The 12329-nt window shown below is 63.9% G+C and carries 14 protein-coding genes; 9 read left to right on the top strand and 5 right to left on the bottom strand.

Annotated features, from left to right (window positions below; genetic code table 11):
• Nucleotides 1-8: 8 nt before the first annotated feature.
• The 5 genes from DK366_RS10915 to asnS form a co-directional block, all read right to left on the bottom strand.
• Nucleotides 9-1460, bottom strand: coding sequence for an aldehyde dehydrogenase (locus DK366_RS10915; protein ID WP_198651509.1), 1452 nt, complete (start codon nt 1458-1460; stop codon nt 9-11).
• A 148-nt stretch (nt 1461-1608) separates the two neighbouring features.
• The gene (locus DK366_RS10910) at nt 1609-2397 is read right to left on the bottom strand and encodes an SDR family oxidoreductase (RefSeq protein ID WP_109125582.1); all 789 of its coding nucleotides are present in this window, start codon (nt 2395-2397) and stop codon (nt 1609-1611) included.
• 26 nt (nt 2398-2423) lie between these two features.
• The gene (locus DK366_RS10905) at nt 2424-2738 is read right to left on the bottom strand and encodes a hypothetical protein (protein WP_109125581.1); all 315 of its coding nucleotides are present in this window, start codon (nt 2736-2738) and stop codon (nt 2424-2426) included.
• Nucleotides 2739-2775: 37 nt separating this feature from the next.
• Nucleotides 2776-3648 carry a MalM family protein gene (locus tag DK366_RS10900; protein WP_109125580.1) on the bottom strand — a complete coding sequence of 291 codons (873 nt, stop codon included), beginning with the start codon at nt 3646-3648 and terminating at the stop codon, nt 2776-2778.
• A gap of 8 nt (nt 3649-3656) precedes the next feature.
• Nucleotides 3657-5057: an asparagine--tRNA ligase gene (asnS, locus tag DK366_RS10895; protein ID WP_109125579.1), complete on the bottom strand. Its 1401-nt coding sequence runs from the start codon at nt 5055-5057 to the stop codon at nt 3657-3659.
• A gap of 129 nt (nt 5058-5186) precedes the next feature.
• Between asnS and DK366_RS10890 the strand changes: the two genes are divergently transcribed.
• From DK366_RS10890 to radA, 9 genes are all read left to right on the top strand, one after another.
• Nucleotides 5187-5513: an iron-sulfur cluster assembly accessory protein gene (locus DK366_RS10890; protein WP_109125578.1), complete on the top strand. Its 327-nt coding sequence runs from the start codon at nt 5187-5189 to the stop codon at nt 5511-5513.
• Nucleotides 5514-5890: 377 nt separating this feature from the next.
• A complete protein-coding gene (gene rpsF / locus DK366_RS10885) occupies nt 5891-6328 on the top strand; it encodes a 30S ribosomal protein S6 (protein ID WP_109125577.1) in 438 nt (145 codons plus the stop codon).
• A gap of 14 nt (nt 6329-6342) precedes the next feature.
• Nucleotides 6343-6573 (top strand): 30S ribosomal protein S18, encoded by a 231-nt coding sequence (gene rpsR, locus DK366_RS10880; RefSeq protein ID WP_017462785.1) that lies wholly within the window; start codon nt 6343-6345, stop codon nt 6571-6573.
• Nucleotides 6574-6689: 116 nt separating this feature from the next.
• On the top strand, nt 6690-7139 hold the full coding sequence (rplI, locus tag DK366_RS10875) for a 50S ribosomal protein L9 (RefSeq protein WP_109125576.1): 450 nt from the start codon (nt 6690-6692) through the stop codon (nt 7137-7139).
• Nucleotides 7140-7349: 210 nt separating this feature from the next.
• Nucleotides 7350-8783, top strand: a complete 1434-nt coding sequence (locus tag DK366_RS10870; RefSeq protein ID WP_109125575.1) for a replicative DNA helicase — start codon at nt 7350-7352, stop codon at nt 8781-8783.
• Nucleotides 8784-8930: 147 nt separating this feature from the next.
• Nucleotides 8931-9083 carry a DUF3309 family protein gene (locus DK366_RS10865; protein ID WP_109125574.1) on the top strand — a complete coding sequence of 51 codons (153 nt, stop codon included), beginning with the start codon at nt 8931-8933 and terminating at the stop codon, nt 9081-9083.
• A 10-nt stretch (nt 9084-9093) separates the two neighbouring features.
• Nucleotides 9094-9306, top strand: a complete 213-nt coding sequence (locus tag DK366_RS10860) for a hypothetical protein (protein ID WP_109125573.1) — start codon at nt 9094-9096, stop codon at nt 9304-9306.
• A gap of 203 nt (nt 9307-9509) precedes the next feature.
• A complete protein-coding gene (gene alr, locus DK366_RS10855) occupies nt 9510-10598 on the top strand; it encodes an alanine racemase (RefSeq protein ID WP_109125572.1) in 1089 nt (362 codons plus the stop codon).
• A gap of 77 nt (nt 10599-10675) precedes the next feature.
• The gene (gene radA / locus DK366_RS10850) at nt 10676-12058 is read left to right on the top strand and encodes a DNA repair protein RadA (RefSeq protein ID WP_109125571.1); all 1383 of its coding nucleotides are present in this window, start codon (nt 10676-10678) and stop codon (nt 12056-12058) included.
• The last annotated feature ends 271 nt before the right edge of the window (nt 12059-12329 follow it).

Raw genomic sequence — 12329 nt, 5'->3', positions numbered from 1 at the left:
GCGTAACCTCAATAACGAATGCAGACGTTCTTCGGCTCGGTGAAGAAGCGAAGCGCTTCCACGCCACCTTCGCGACCAAGGCCTGATTGCTTCGTGCCGCCAAAGGGCGTGCGCAGATCGCGCAACAGCCAGCAGTTGGTCCACACGATGCCGAAATCCAGTTGAGCGGCAAAGCGATGTGCGCGCGACAGGTCGCGCGTCCACACCGAGGCGGCCAATCCGTAGCCTGTGCCGTTGGCGATGGCGAGCGCTTCCGCTTCGTCGTCGAAGGGAACCAGCGTCACCACCGGCCCGAAAATTTCCTGCTGGTTGGTGGCGGCATCGGCGGCCAGTCCCTCGATGACCGTCGGCGCGATGAACCAGCCATCAGCGCAGCGACCTTCCAGCGAGACCGATTCGCCACCACACAGAATGCGGCCACCTTCGTGGCGCGCCGTGGCGATGCAACCCATCACCTTGTCGAAGTGTTCGCGCGACACCAACGCGCCAAGGTCGCTGCCGGCGTCGTTCGGGTCGCCTACGCGCAAGGCCTTTACGCGTGCGAGATAACGATCGCGGAAAGCATCGTAGATGGAGCGCTGCACCAGAAGTCGTGAGCCGCACAGGCAGATCTCGCCCTGGTTGGCAAAGCCCGAGCGCACGATGGTGTCGAGGTTGGCGTCACTCAGGTCCGCGTCTTCGAACACGATGGCGGGATTCTTGCCGCCCAGTTCCAGCGACACCTTCTTGAACTGCGGGGCGGCGACGGCGGCAATCTGTGCGCCGGTGCGCGTGCTGCCGGTAAAGGACACCGCCTTGACCATCGTGTGCTCGACGATGGCCTGGCCGACCGTCGGACCGCGACCCTGCACGATGTTGAAGACGCCGGCAGGAAAGCCTGCCTCGATGCTCAGCTCGCCGAGCAGGGCCGCCGTGCATGGGGTGATCTCTGAAGGCTTGGCCACCACCGTGTTGCCCGCAGCCAGTGCCGGCGCGACCTTCCATGTGAAGAGATAAAGCGGGAGGTTCCACGGACTGATGCAACCCACCACGCCCAGCGGCTGGCGCAACGTGTAGTTGATGGCGCCGGTTTCCATGGCGTGCGACTCGCTGCTCCATCCCATGATGGCGGCGGCGAAAAAACGGAGATTGGAAACGGCGCGCGGAATATCCAGGTTGCGCGCCTGCGTCAGCGGCTTGCCGCTGTCCCTCGATTCCAGGGCGACGAATTCGTCCATGCGCGCCTGGACGAGATCCGCGAGCCTGTGCAGCAGGGCGGCGCGCTGCTCGGTGGATGTCGTGGCCCATGCCGGAGCGGCCCGTTTCGCAGCGGCGACGGCATCGGCAACATCGTCGGACGTGGAGTCGGGACAGTGTGCGAAAACCTGGCCCGTGGCCGGTTCGTACACGTCCAGCCAGCGATCGTGCCGCGGCGCCTGCAGGCGACCGTCGATCAGGTTGGCGAGGCGCAGGGTAGGCATCTGCGCAAGCTTAAGACCAGAAGCCGTCAAATGCACCGGACGCGGGCGTATGCCCCGCGCGAAGGGGATCACCTGTAGGAGCGCACTTGTGCGCGACCGGGCAACGCAACACCGGTCGCGCACAAGTGCGCTCCTACAAAACGGGGTTTCAGCTCAAGGAGCGAGTGCGCCCACCGTCGACGGCAATGCTCACGCCGTTGACGTACGCCGCGGCCGGCGTGCACAGGAAAGCCACCACGGCTGCCACTTCCGATGCCTCGCCAAAGCGACGTGCAGGCACCGTGGACAACATGCCCTGGGTCACTTCTTCTTCGCTGCGGCCACTGCTGCGGACTTGGGCCGCCAGGATGCCGTCCAGACGCGCCGTGCGGGTGTAACCGGGCAACACGTTGTTGACGGTGATGCCATCGGCGGCAAGCTCGCTCGACAGCGTCTTCGCCCAGCTTGCCACCGCAGCGCGCACGGTGTTGGAGACGCCAAGGCCCGCGAGGGGTTCTTTCACCGATGTAGAGATGACATTGACGATGCGGCCGTAACCACTGGCGCGCATACCGGGCAGCAAGGCCTGCACCAGCGTCTGGCCGGCCAGCAGGTGCTGGCGGAATGCCGTCTCGAAGGCGTCGGTGGTCGCGGTATGCGCGGGGCCGCCGGGCGGGCCACCGGTGTTGTTGATCAGGATCTCGACGGGATGATTGGCCACGATGTCGGCCAGGGCGTCACGCAACGCATCGGTTTGCGCCATGTCCACGGCAAACCAGCGATGTTGCTGGCCGTGCTTGCGAGGCAGCGATTCGGCGACGGTTTTCAACGCATCCGCCGAACGCGAGAGCAGGGTGACGCTTGCGCCCAGTTCGGCCAGCTCGATGGCGCTGGCGCGCCCGATGCCTTGCGATGCACCGCACACCAGTGCGTGACGTCCACTCAGGTCCAGCTGCATGGTTGGCTCCCTTGAAAGGCCAGCGATTAGCGGGCGCTGTACTGCACGCCCAATGCTCCGAACCAGCACAGCCACGCCACCCACAGGCTGTAACGCCAGGCCATGCGCCAGCGCGTGACGGATTGATCTTCCAGTGCGGGCAACACCGGCGAACGCAGCGCGAGCTGCAGGCGCATCCAGGTGCGCACCGCGTTGGTGGGCTGACCATCACTTTCGGAGATGATCTTCCATTCGTTCGGATGCCGATGGCGCAACAGCGAGGCAATACGGTACTGCGCACCAAAGTGCAGCAGGAAGCAGGCAACACCGGCCAGTAGAAGCGAAAGATAAAGCTGGATCATGCCGTGCCCGTGGTTGCTGGCTTCCCCGCGACGTCGCTCAGCTCTTGGCCGAGTCGCCCGTCGTCGGAGTGGTGCCGTTGCTGTTGGTGGTCGTGGGTGTCGTCGCCGGCTTGGCGGCGTCCGTTTTGTCGGTGCCGATGCCCGGGATCGGGATCGCATCACGCAGGGTGCTGAGCACGCCATTGCCCTGTTCGGGCTTGGCGCAGATCGCGTTGTTCACCGCGTCCTGGAAGGGCTTGTCCATCATGCCGATCCACACCGTGCCGTCCGGGCCGTGGGGAACCTTGAAGGTGCCGGCTGCAGCCATTTTTACCGGGGCTTCCGCCGAGAAAGCCGCCGGCGACTGTTCCCAATAGGTGTTGCCCGCCTGCTGCTTGGCCGAGCTGTAGAGCACCAGGTAACGCGCGCGGTTGTCCGTGATGTCCACGCTGCCGAAGGCGCCGCTGACTTCATCGGTCCAGCCCATGTGCTCGCACAGGCTGAGGTCCTTGCTGTCGATGGGCTGGAACGCGTCGTCCAGTACCACCACGGTGGGCGCGAACAGGTAGCTCGCGCGCAACCAGCGGCCGTTCAATTCCGACTTCACGGCCACCCGATACGGCACCTGCGATTCGCGCGGAAGGCTGAAGCTCAGGAAGTAGCTGCGGTCACCGTTGAGGTTGGCCACCATGCTGCCGGGGCCCAGCTGGAATTTCTTCGGCTGCCAGGGCAGTGCGTTCTGGAAGGAAAAGTCCGCGAAGGTCGTGCAGCAGGGCGTGGCCTGCTGCAAGGCCTGCTTCGCCTGATCAAGACTGGCGCTGGCGTTCTCGGGTGCGCGCAGGTTGGGCGGCACGAGCGATTTCATGCTGCAGCCGCCCGCCAGCAAGGCGGACACGAGAAGGGCAGTGGCGGTGATCAGTCGATAGCGCATGGATTGACTCAGAATTCGGCGAGCCCCGCGGCACGCGGGAAGGGAATGGCATCGCGGATGTTGGACAGGCCGCACACGTACACGAGCAAACGCTCGAAGCCCAGGCCGAAGCCTGCATGCGGCACGGTGCCGTAACGGCGCAGGTCACGGTACCAACCGTATGTGGCGGGATCGAGGCCGAACTGCTGCATGCGGCGGTCGAGGTAGTCGAGGCGCTCTTCGCGCTGCGCACCGCCGATGATCTCGCCGATGCCCGGGGCCAGCACGTCCATCGCGGCGACGGTCTTGCCGTCGTCGTTCAGGCGCATGTAGAAGGCCTTGATCTGCTCGGGATAGTTCATCACCACCACCGGACGGCCGACGTGCTTCTCGGCCAGGTAACGCTCATGCTCGGTCTGCAGGTCGATGCCCCAGGCCACCGGGAACTCGAACTTCTGGCCCGACTTCTTGAGAATGTCGACGGCCTCGGTGTAGTCGATGCGCTCGAACGGCTGCGCAATGAAGTTTTCCAGGCGCGTGATGGCATCGGGCTGCACGCGTTCGGCGAAGAACGCCATGTCGTCCGGGCGCTCATCCAGCACGGCCTTGAAGATGGCCTTGAGGAAACCTTCCGCGCAATCGGCGTTGGCGTTGAGGTCGGCGAAGGCGATTTCCGGCTCCACCATCCAGAACTCGGCCAGGTGGCGCGGCGTGTTGGAGTTCTCCGCGCGGAACGTGGGGCCGAAGGTGTACACCTTGCTCATCGCCAGGCAGTAGGCCTCGACGTTGAGCTGGCCGGACACGGTGAGGAACGCCTCGCGGCCGAAGAAATCCTTGCGGAAATCGATCTTGCCATCCGGCGTGCGCGGCAGGTTGGCCAGGTCCAGCGTGGACAGGCGGAACATGTCGCCCGCGCCTTCGGCATCGGACGTGGTGATGATGGGCGTGTTGATCCAGAAGAAGCCCTGCTCCGTGAGCCAGCGATGGATCGCCATCATCATGGTGTGGCGCACGCGCGTCACGGCGCCGAACAGGTTGGTGCGCGGGCGCAGGTGCGCCACTTCGCGCAGGAACTCCATCGAGTGCTGCTTGGGCTGGATGGGGTAGGTTTCCGGATCGTCCACGAAACCGGTGACGATGACATCCGTCGCCTGGATCTCGAAGCTCTGGCCCTTGCCCTGCGATGCGACCAGCGTGCCGGTGACGATCACGCCCGCGCCGGCAGTGAGGTGCTTCACCTCGCTTTCGTAATTCGCGACATCGCTGGTGACCACGGCCTGGATCGGGTCGAAGCAGGAGCCATCACTGACGTTGACGAACGACAGGCCCGCCTTGGAATCGCGCCGGGTGCGAACCCAGCCGCGCACGGTCACGGTACTGCCGGCATCGATAGAACCGGAAAGAGCCTGCTTGACGCTAACCACCGCCATGGATTGAAACTCCTGCTGGGTGCCGCATATCGGCACGTAAGACGAACCTCGCATGATAATCTACGAGTCGTTCAGGTTCGACCCTTCGCGTCCCATTTCGGACAGTCTCAAATCCCCGTAGTTGCATTCATGACCATCACGATCACTCCCGCTGCCAGCGAACGCATGCGTACCTTCCTTGCCGGGGCCCCCGGTGCCGCGGGCGTGCGCTTTGGCGTCAAGAAGACCGGCTGCTCCGGCTTCGGCTACGTGGTGGACATGGCCCACACGGTGGGCGAGGGCGATGAAACCATCGATGTGGATGGCGTCAAGCTCATTGTCGACGGCAAGAGCCTGCCGCTGATCGACGGCACCGTGATCGACTTCCAGCGCCAGGGCCTCAACGCCAGCTTCGTGTTCCACAACCCCAACGCCACGGGCGAGTGCGGTTGCGGCGAGAGTTTCACGGTCGGCTGAGAATCGGTCCAGGGCAGCCCGAAAGCGGCCATCTTTCTTCGTCGTCATTCCCGCGGAAGCGGGAGGCGCGTTTTAACGGTCGAAGGGCCGGTCATCCAGTGACTTTTTGCCGTTCTGCCAGCCCTGACCAAAGACGCTGGATTCCCGCCTTCGCGGGAATGACGGTGATGAATCAGGCGAGCCCTTGGAGGATCTGGGGTTATCAGGAAGCCTTTGGTTTCCGAATCCGCTGTCACCGTCTTGCCTCAAACCCCTGAATTCCCTTACACTTCCGCTTCTGTCCACGCCGTAAAGGCCTGGATGGAACCTTGCCTCACCGCAAAGTGCGGGAGGCTGCCAGGCCCGAAAAGGCCGCATCCACAAGGAGTTACCACACGATGTCCCTGCGACATTACGAAGTCGTGTTCCTGGTCCACCCTGACCAGAGCGAGCAAGTGCCGGCCATGATCGAGCGCTACAAGGCGCTGATCGAAACCGACGGCGGCAAGATCCACCGCCTGGAAGATTGGGGCCGCCGCCAGCTGGCTTACCCCATCGTGAACCTGGCCAAGGCTCACTACGTCATGCTCAACATCGAAGTCAGCCAGAACGCGCTGAACGAACTCGAGTCGGGCTTCCGCTTCAACGACGCCGTGCTGCGCCACCTGGTCATCAAGCGTGACGAGGCTGACACCGAGCAGTCCTTCATCCTGAAGTCCAAGGAAAAGGATGACGCCAAGTCCTCGCGTCGCCGCGATGACGACAGCGAAGGTGACGACCGTCCGGGTCGCCGCGACCGTGACGACCGCGACAACGATCGCGACAGCGACGACTGATCAGGAGCCCAGCCATGTCCAAGTTCTTCCGCCGCCGCAAGTTCTGCCGCTTCACGGCCGAAAAAGTCAAAGAGATCGACTACAAGGATCTCAACACCCTGCGCCAGTACGTGACCGAGAACGGCAAGATCGTTCCGTCGCGCATCACCGGCACCAAGGCTCGCTACCAGCGTCAGCTGGCGACCGCCATCAAGCGCGCTCGCTTCCTGGCCCTGCTGCCGTACACCGACAACCACGACGTCTAAGTCGCGGTCGTCATCTTCCTCTCCCCTCCGGGGAGGGGAAGCTGTAAACGCAAAACCTTCGGACAACCGTCCACGGCTGCGCCGGGCCCATCCGGTGCTAACGAAAAGGAACCACCATGGAACTGATTCTTCTCGAAAAAGTCCGCAACCTCGGCAACCTGGGCGACAAGGTCAAGGTCAAGCCGGGTTACGGCCGTAACTTCCTCCTGCCGCAGGGCAAGGCCGTGCCGGTCAACGCTGCCAACCTCGAAGCTTTCGAGAAGCGCCGCGCCGAGTACGAAGCCAAGGCTGCCTCGCAGCTGTCCGGCGCTGAAGGCCGCAAGGCCAAGCTGGAAGGCGTCACCGTGACCATCACCGCCAATGCTTCGCCGGAAGGCAAGCTGTACGGCTCGGTCGGTCCGCGCGAAATCGCCGAGGCCCTCGAGGCCGCCGGTCATGACGTCCACAAGGGCGAAGTGATCCAGGGCGAAGGCCCGATCCGCCACACCGGCGAATTCGAAGCCGTGATCGCGCTGCACGCTGACGTGCAGACCCAGGTCAAGGTGATCGTGGTCGGCGAAAAGTAAGCTGATCCGTCGCTGCAATACCCAGACGGGCGCCTCCGGGCGCCCGTTTGTTTTTGGATGATCGGTGACCGTTGTTCACCGCCTTATCCACAGATAACCACAGCTTTTCCACAGAGTTATTGTCTCGAAGCCTGAGATGGCGCCGCGTATGCTCTGTGCTCATTGCCATGCTGCCGACGGATCGCCGTCGGTTCGCTCCGAGGAACCGTGATGTCTTTCGTTTCCGACCGCGACGACGAACCTGGGCGCCGTCGCCGCCCCGACCGTGAGCGCAGGCCGACGCCGAGCATCGACGCGCTGCGCGTGCCGCCGAACTCGATCGACGCGGAACAGGCCGTGCTGGGTGGCCTCATGTTGTCCCCGGATTCGATGGACAAGGTGGCCGATCGCCTGAGCGAGCAGGACTTCTATCGGAAAGACCATCGCCTGATCTGGCGCGCCATCACCGAGCTGGCTGCCAAGGGCATGCCGTGTGATGCGGTGACGCTGGGCGACTGGTTCGAGGCCAATGGCCTGGCCGAGATGGTGGGCGGTGCGTCGTACCTGATCGAGCTGGCGAACACCACGCCGAGCGCGGCGAACATTGCGGCCTACGCGGAGATCGTTCGCGAAAAATCCGTGCTGCGTCAGTTGATCGACGCGGGCACGGGCATTACCGAAGACGGCTACCAGCCTGAAGGCAAGAGCGTGCAGGAAGTGCTTGAGCGCGCCGAGCAGGCGGTGTTCAAGATCGCCGAGTCGGGTGCGCGCGGCAAGAAAGACACGGTGTCCATGCGCGAGGCGGTGAAGGATGCGTTCCGCATTCTTTCCGAACGCTTCGAGAACAAGGGGCAGCTCACCGGTGTGTCCACGGGCTTTTCCGACCTGGATGAACTCACCTCGGGTCTGCAGCCGTCCGACTTGATCATCGTCGCGGCGCGTCCTTCGATGGGCAAGACGGCGTTCTCGGTGAACATGGCCGAAGCCGTGGCCATGCGTGGCAAGAAGGCCGTGGCCATCTTCTCGATGGAAATGTCGGCCTCGCAGTTGGCCTTCCGTATGATTTCCTCGGTGGGGCGCATTCACGCGCAGCACCTGCGCAACGGTGATCTTGCCGAAGAAGACTGGCCGCGCGTTACCAACGCCATCGCGTTGCTGTCCGAAGCGAAGATCTTCATCGATGACACGCCGGGCCTGTCGCCGGTGGAGATGCGTTCGCGTGCGCGCCGACTGCATCGCGAACACGGTGGCCTTGGCCTCATCGTCATCGACTACCTGCAGCTGATGCAGGTGCCGGGCATGAAGGAAAACCGCGCAACCGAAATCTCGGAAATCTCGCGCTCGCTGAAGGGCCTGGCCAAGGAACTCAACTGCCCGGTGATCGCACTGTCGCAGTTGAACCGCTCGCTGGAACAGCGCGCCGACAAGCGCCCGATGATGTCCGATCTTCGCGAATCGGGCGCTATCGAGCAGGACGCGGACGTGATCATGTTCATCTACCGCGACGAGTACTACAACAAGGAATCACCCGATAAGGGCCTGGCCGAAATCATCATCGGCAAGCAGCGTAACGGCCCGACCGACACGGTGAAGCTGACCTTCCTCGGCCATTACACCAAGTTCGAGAATTACGCTCCGGACTCCTTCGTCGGCGCCTTCGAGTAAGCGGCAGGCACGCGTACAGGTACCGTTTCGTTAAAGGAACGGCACCTGTACCGCTCCCTTTCTATGCGCAAAGTGCACATGAATCCCGTGTGGGATTCACATGTCGCGGCGCAACCTCGTCACCGGTTTCCCGGACGAGGCACGACCATGTCGCTGATCCTTCTGCTCATCATCGTGTTGTTGCTGCTCGGCGCACTGCCGACCTGGCCGTACAGTCGCGCGTGGGGTTATGGCCCCAGCGGCGGTCTGGGCCTGATCCTCATCATCCTGATCGTGTTGCTGGTACTGGGCGTTCTATAAGGGAGCCGCCATGAAGACCATGCTCTCTGCGTCGTTGATCGCCGCCTGTCTGGCGCTTGCCGGTTGCGGCAGTACCACTCGTGTCGTGCAGAACAACGACACCTGCGGCAAGCAGATGACGGACCTGCAGAACGCGCTCGCCTCCGGCGCCATGACCCAGCATGAGTACGACAGGGCACGGAGCGTCGCCATCGATCGTTGCAACTCGCGCGACAACCATTGAGTTGGGTGAGGCTACTGGTGAGGGTAGCCGTTGCCCGGGGAATGCCACGGGGGCGCCCCGGGAGTGCCGGACCGGAACGTTAGGTTGGGCACGTCATGGGCCGGATGGTCTTGGACAAGACTGGTAAGCTTCCAGTCCTGTCCGTGGCCATCCGGCCCGTCTTTTTCATGGCCCTCACCGCGCCCATAGGGCGCCAGCGAAGCATGAGCCGCACGACTGTCGCCACCATCCACCTGGGCGCTTTGCGCCACAACCTCGCCCGCATCAAGCAGATGGCCGCACCCGCCAAGGTCATGGCGGTGGTCAAGGCTGATGCCTACGGGCATGGATTGGAACGTGTGGCGCGTGCGCTGGATGGCGAGGCCGATGCCTTCGCCGTGGCCGCGCTTGGCGACGGCTTGCGCCTTCGCGCAGCAGGGCATCGCCAGCGCATCGTGGTGTTGTCGGGCCCCGATCGCGCCAGCGACATCGCGGAAATGCAGCGGCTCAACCTGGACGCGGCCATTCACCACGAAGAACAGTTGCACTGGCTGAAGGAAGCGTCGCCATCGCGCGGTCTCCTGCGTGTATGGCTGAAGGTGGATAGCGGCATGCATCGCCTCGGCTTCGCGCCGGAAGCGGTTGCCTTCGTCCATGCGCAGCTGGCATCCATGCCGGGCATCGATCCGGAGATCGGCCTGCTGACGCACTTCGCCGAATCGGAAGTCTTCGATGGCACGGAAACGCCGGCGCAGATCGCACGTTTTGCCGAAGCAACGCGTGGCCTGAGTGGTCCGCGTTCGTTGTCCAATTCCGCAGCCGTGCTGGGCTGGGAAGACGCGCGCGGCGACTGGGTTCGCACCGGCGGCCTGCTGTACGGACTTTCGGTGGTTGATGGCAAGACGGGTGCGGATTTCGGCTTTCGTCCCGCGATGACGCTGAGCACGCGCCTGATTGCCATCAATCGCATCGGCAAGGGCGAACGCATCGGCTACAACGGTACATGGACGTGCCCGGAAGACATGTCCGTCGGCGTGGCAGCGGTGGGCTATGGCGATGGCTACCCACGCAGCGCCGTGGCAGGTACGCCGGTGCTGGTGGGGGACAAGGAAGTGCCCTTGATCGGCCGCGTTTCGATGGACCTGATCACGCTCGATCTGCGTCAGGCGCCCCATGCGAAAGTCGGCGACCGTGTCACGTTGTGGGGGCCGGAGCTGCCGGTGGAAGTCATCGCCGCGCAGGCGGGCACCATTTCCTATGACCTCACTTGCGGCATGACCCGGCGCGTATTGTTCGTGGAAGACGACGCCTGATGTCCGTTGGCATCTCGCCGGCTGCGACGACGGCCGGCTAAGCTTCCCCGATCGTTTCTCTTTCCGGAAATCCACGCATGGCCAAGGCCAAGACCGCGTACGTCTGCACCGATTGCGGTGCCGAGCATTCCAAGTGGCAAGGCCAGTGCGTGGATTGCGGCGCGTGGAACACGCTGAGCGAAATCGTGGTGCAGCCCGCCGTGAAATCGGCCGGCGCGGCGCGCAGCACATCCGGCTACGCCGGTGCAGCCGCAGGTTCGCCCAAGGTCACCCCGCTGACGGCGGTGGCGCTGAATGCGGAGACGCGCACGCTCACCGGCATTGGCGAGCTGGATCGCGTCCTGGGTGGCGGTCTGGTCGATGGCTCGGTGGTGCTGATCGGTGGCGATCCCGGCATCGGCAAGTCGACGCTGCTGTTGCAGATGCTGGGCACGCTGGGTACGCAGATACCCAGTGTCTACGTCACCGGCGAAGAATCGCTCGCGCAGGTCGCTTCGCGTGCGCAGCGCCTGGACTTGCCGCTGGCGCCGTTGCATGCGCTGGCGGAAACCTGCATCGAACGCATCATCGAACAGGCGCTCAGCAGTCGGCCGCGCGTGCTGGTCATCGATTCCATCCAGACCATCTGGACCGAACTGCTCACCGCGGCGCCGGGCTCGGTAAGCCAGGTGCGCGAATCGGCCGCCAAGCTCACGCGCTTCGCCAAGGAAACGGGAACCTCGGTGTTCCTGGTTGGCCACGTGACGAAGGAGGGCGGCATTGCCGGCCCGCGCGTGCTGGAGCACATGGTGGATGCGGTGCTGTACTTCGAAGGCGAATCAGGCAGCCGTTTCCGTGTGTTGCGTGCCTTCAAGAACCGCTTCGGCGCCGTGAACGAACTCGGCGTTTTCGCGATGTCGGAAAAGGGGCTGCGCGAAGTACCCAACCCGTCGGCAATTTTCCTGTCTGCGCATAGCGGACCGACGTCGGGAAGCGCTGTGATGGTGACGCGTGAAGGCACGCGCCCGTTGCTTGTTGAAGTGCAGGCGCTGGTCGATCAATCGTCGCTGGGTAATCCGCGCCGCGTGGCGCTGGGCCTGGAACAGAACCGCCTGGCGATGCTGCTTGCCGTGCTGCACCGTCACGGCGGCGTGGCGGCCTACGATCAGGACGTGTTCGTCAACGTGGTCGGCGGCATTCGCGTGCAGGAAACGGCGGCTGACTTGCCGGTGTTGCTGGCGGTGCTTTCGTCATTGCGTGACCGACCGTTGCCGGAGAAGACCATCGCGTTCGGCGAGGTGGGTTTGTCGGGTGAAATACGGCCGGTGCCCAATGGCGAGGAACGCCTGAAGGAGGCCGCTCACCACGGCTTCCAGAAGGCCATCGTGCCGCGCGCCAACGCACCCAAGAAGCCGAAGGTCGGCGACATGGAGGTCGTTGCAGTGGAGCGCCTGTCGCAGGCCATCGACGCCTGTCGCTAAACGCTTGGCTCCGTGCTTGCGTGTGGGGGCGCATCCTGTGCATGACACCACCTGCGACACGATCACAAGCAAGCTTCGCGTGCCCCTGTAGGAGCGCACTTGTGCGCGACCGCACGACCTCATCCCTCCGCACGCAGCAACGGCGCGGTCGCGCACAAGTGCGCTCCTACAAGGGTGACGCGGCGATCAGGCTGGCGGCAGCGCTACGAATGGGCGCTCAGGCCCGCTTGGATGTGGGAGCGCACCCTGTGCGCGACACCACCTGCGACAC

Origin of the sequence: Dyella sp. C11 (assembly GCF_003121485.1) — a bacterium.
Classification (GTDB): Bacteria; Pseudomonadota; Gammaproteobacteria; order Xanthomonadales; family Rhodanobacteraceae; genus Dyella.
This window is presented reverse-complemented; position numbering and strand designations above follow the sequence as displayed.

Excerpts from the sequence above, each read along its gene's own strand:
- DK366_RS10860 (WP_109125573.1), top strand. The coding sequence starts at position 9,094 with ATGAAGACCATGCTCTCTGCGTCGTTGATCGCCGCCTGTCTGGCGCTT.
- alr (WP_109125572.1), top strand. The coding sequence starts at position 9,510 with ATGAGCCGCACGACTGTCGCCACCATCCACCTGGGCGCTTTGCGCCAC.
- rpsF (WP_109125577.1), top strand. The coding sequence starts at position 5,891 with ATGTCCCTGCGACATTACGAAGTCGTGTTCCTGGTCCACCCTGACCAG.
- rplI (WP_109125576.1), top strand. The coding sequence starts at position 6,690 with ATGGAACTGATTCTTCTCGAAAAAGTCCGCAACCTCGGCAACCTGGGC.
- DK366_RS10900 (WP_109125580.1), bottom strand. The coding sequence starts at position 3,648 with ATGCGCTATCGACTGATCACCGCCACTGCCCTTCTCGTGTCCGCCTTG.
- DK366_RS10865 (WP_109125574.1), top strand. The coding sequence starts at position 8,931 with ATGTCGCTGATCCTTCTGCTCATCATCGTGTTGTTGCTGCTCGGCGCA.
- asnS (WP_109125579.1), bottom strand. The coding sequence starts at position 5,057 with ATGGCGGTGGTTAGCGTCAAGCAGGCTCTTTCCGGTTCTATCGATGCC.
- DK366_RS10890 (WP_109125578.1), top strand. The coding sequence starts at position 5,187 with ATGACCATCACGATCACTCCCGCTGCCAGCGAACGCATGCGTACCTTC.
- DK366_RS10915 (WP_198651509.1), bottom strand. The coding sequence starts at position 1,460 with ATGCCTACCCTGCGCCTCGCCAACCTGATCGACGGTCGCCTGCAGGCG.
- DK366_RS10910 (WP_109125582.1), bottom strand. The coding sequence starts at position 2,397 with ATGCAGCTGGACCTGAGTGGACGTCACGCACTGGTGTGCGGTGCATCG.
- DK366_RS10870 (WP_109125575.1), top strand. The coding sequence starts at position 7,350 with ATGTCTTTCGTTTCCGACCGCGACGACGAACCTGGGCGCCGTCGCCGC.
- radA (WP_109125571.1), top strand. The coding sequence starts at position 10,676 with ATGGCCAAGGCCAAGACCGCGTACGTCTGCACCGATTGCGGTGCCGAG.
- DK366_RS10905 (WP_109125581.1), bottom strand. The coding sequence starts at position 2,738 with ATGATCCAGCTTTATCTTTCGCTTCTACTGGCCGGTGTTGCCTGCTTC.
- rpsR (WP_017462785.1), top strand. The coding sequence starts at position 6,343 with ATGTCCAAGTTCTTCCGCCGCCGCAAGTTCTGCCGCTTCACGGCCGAA.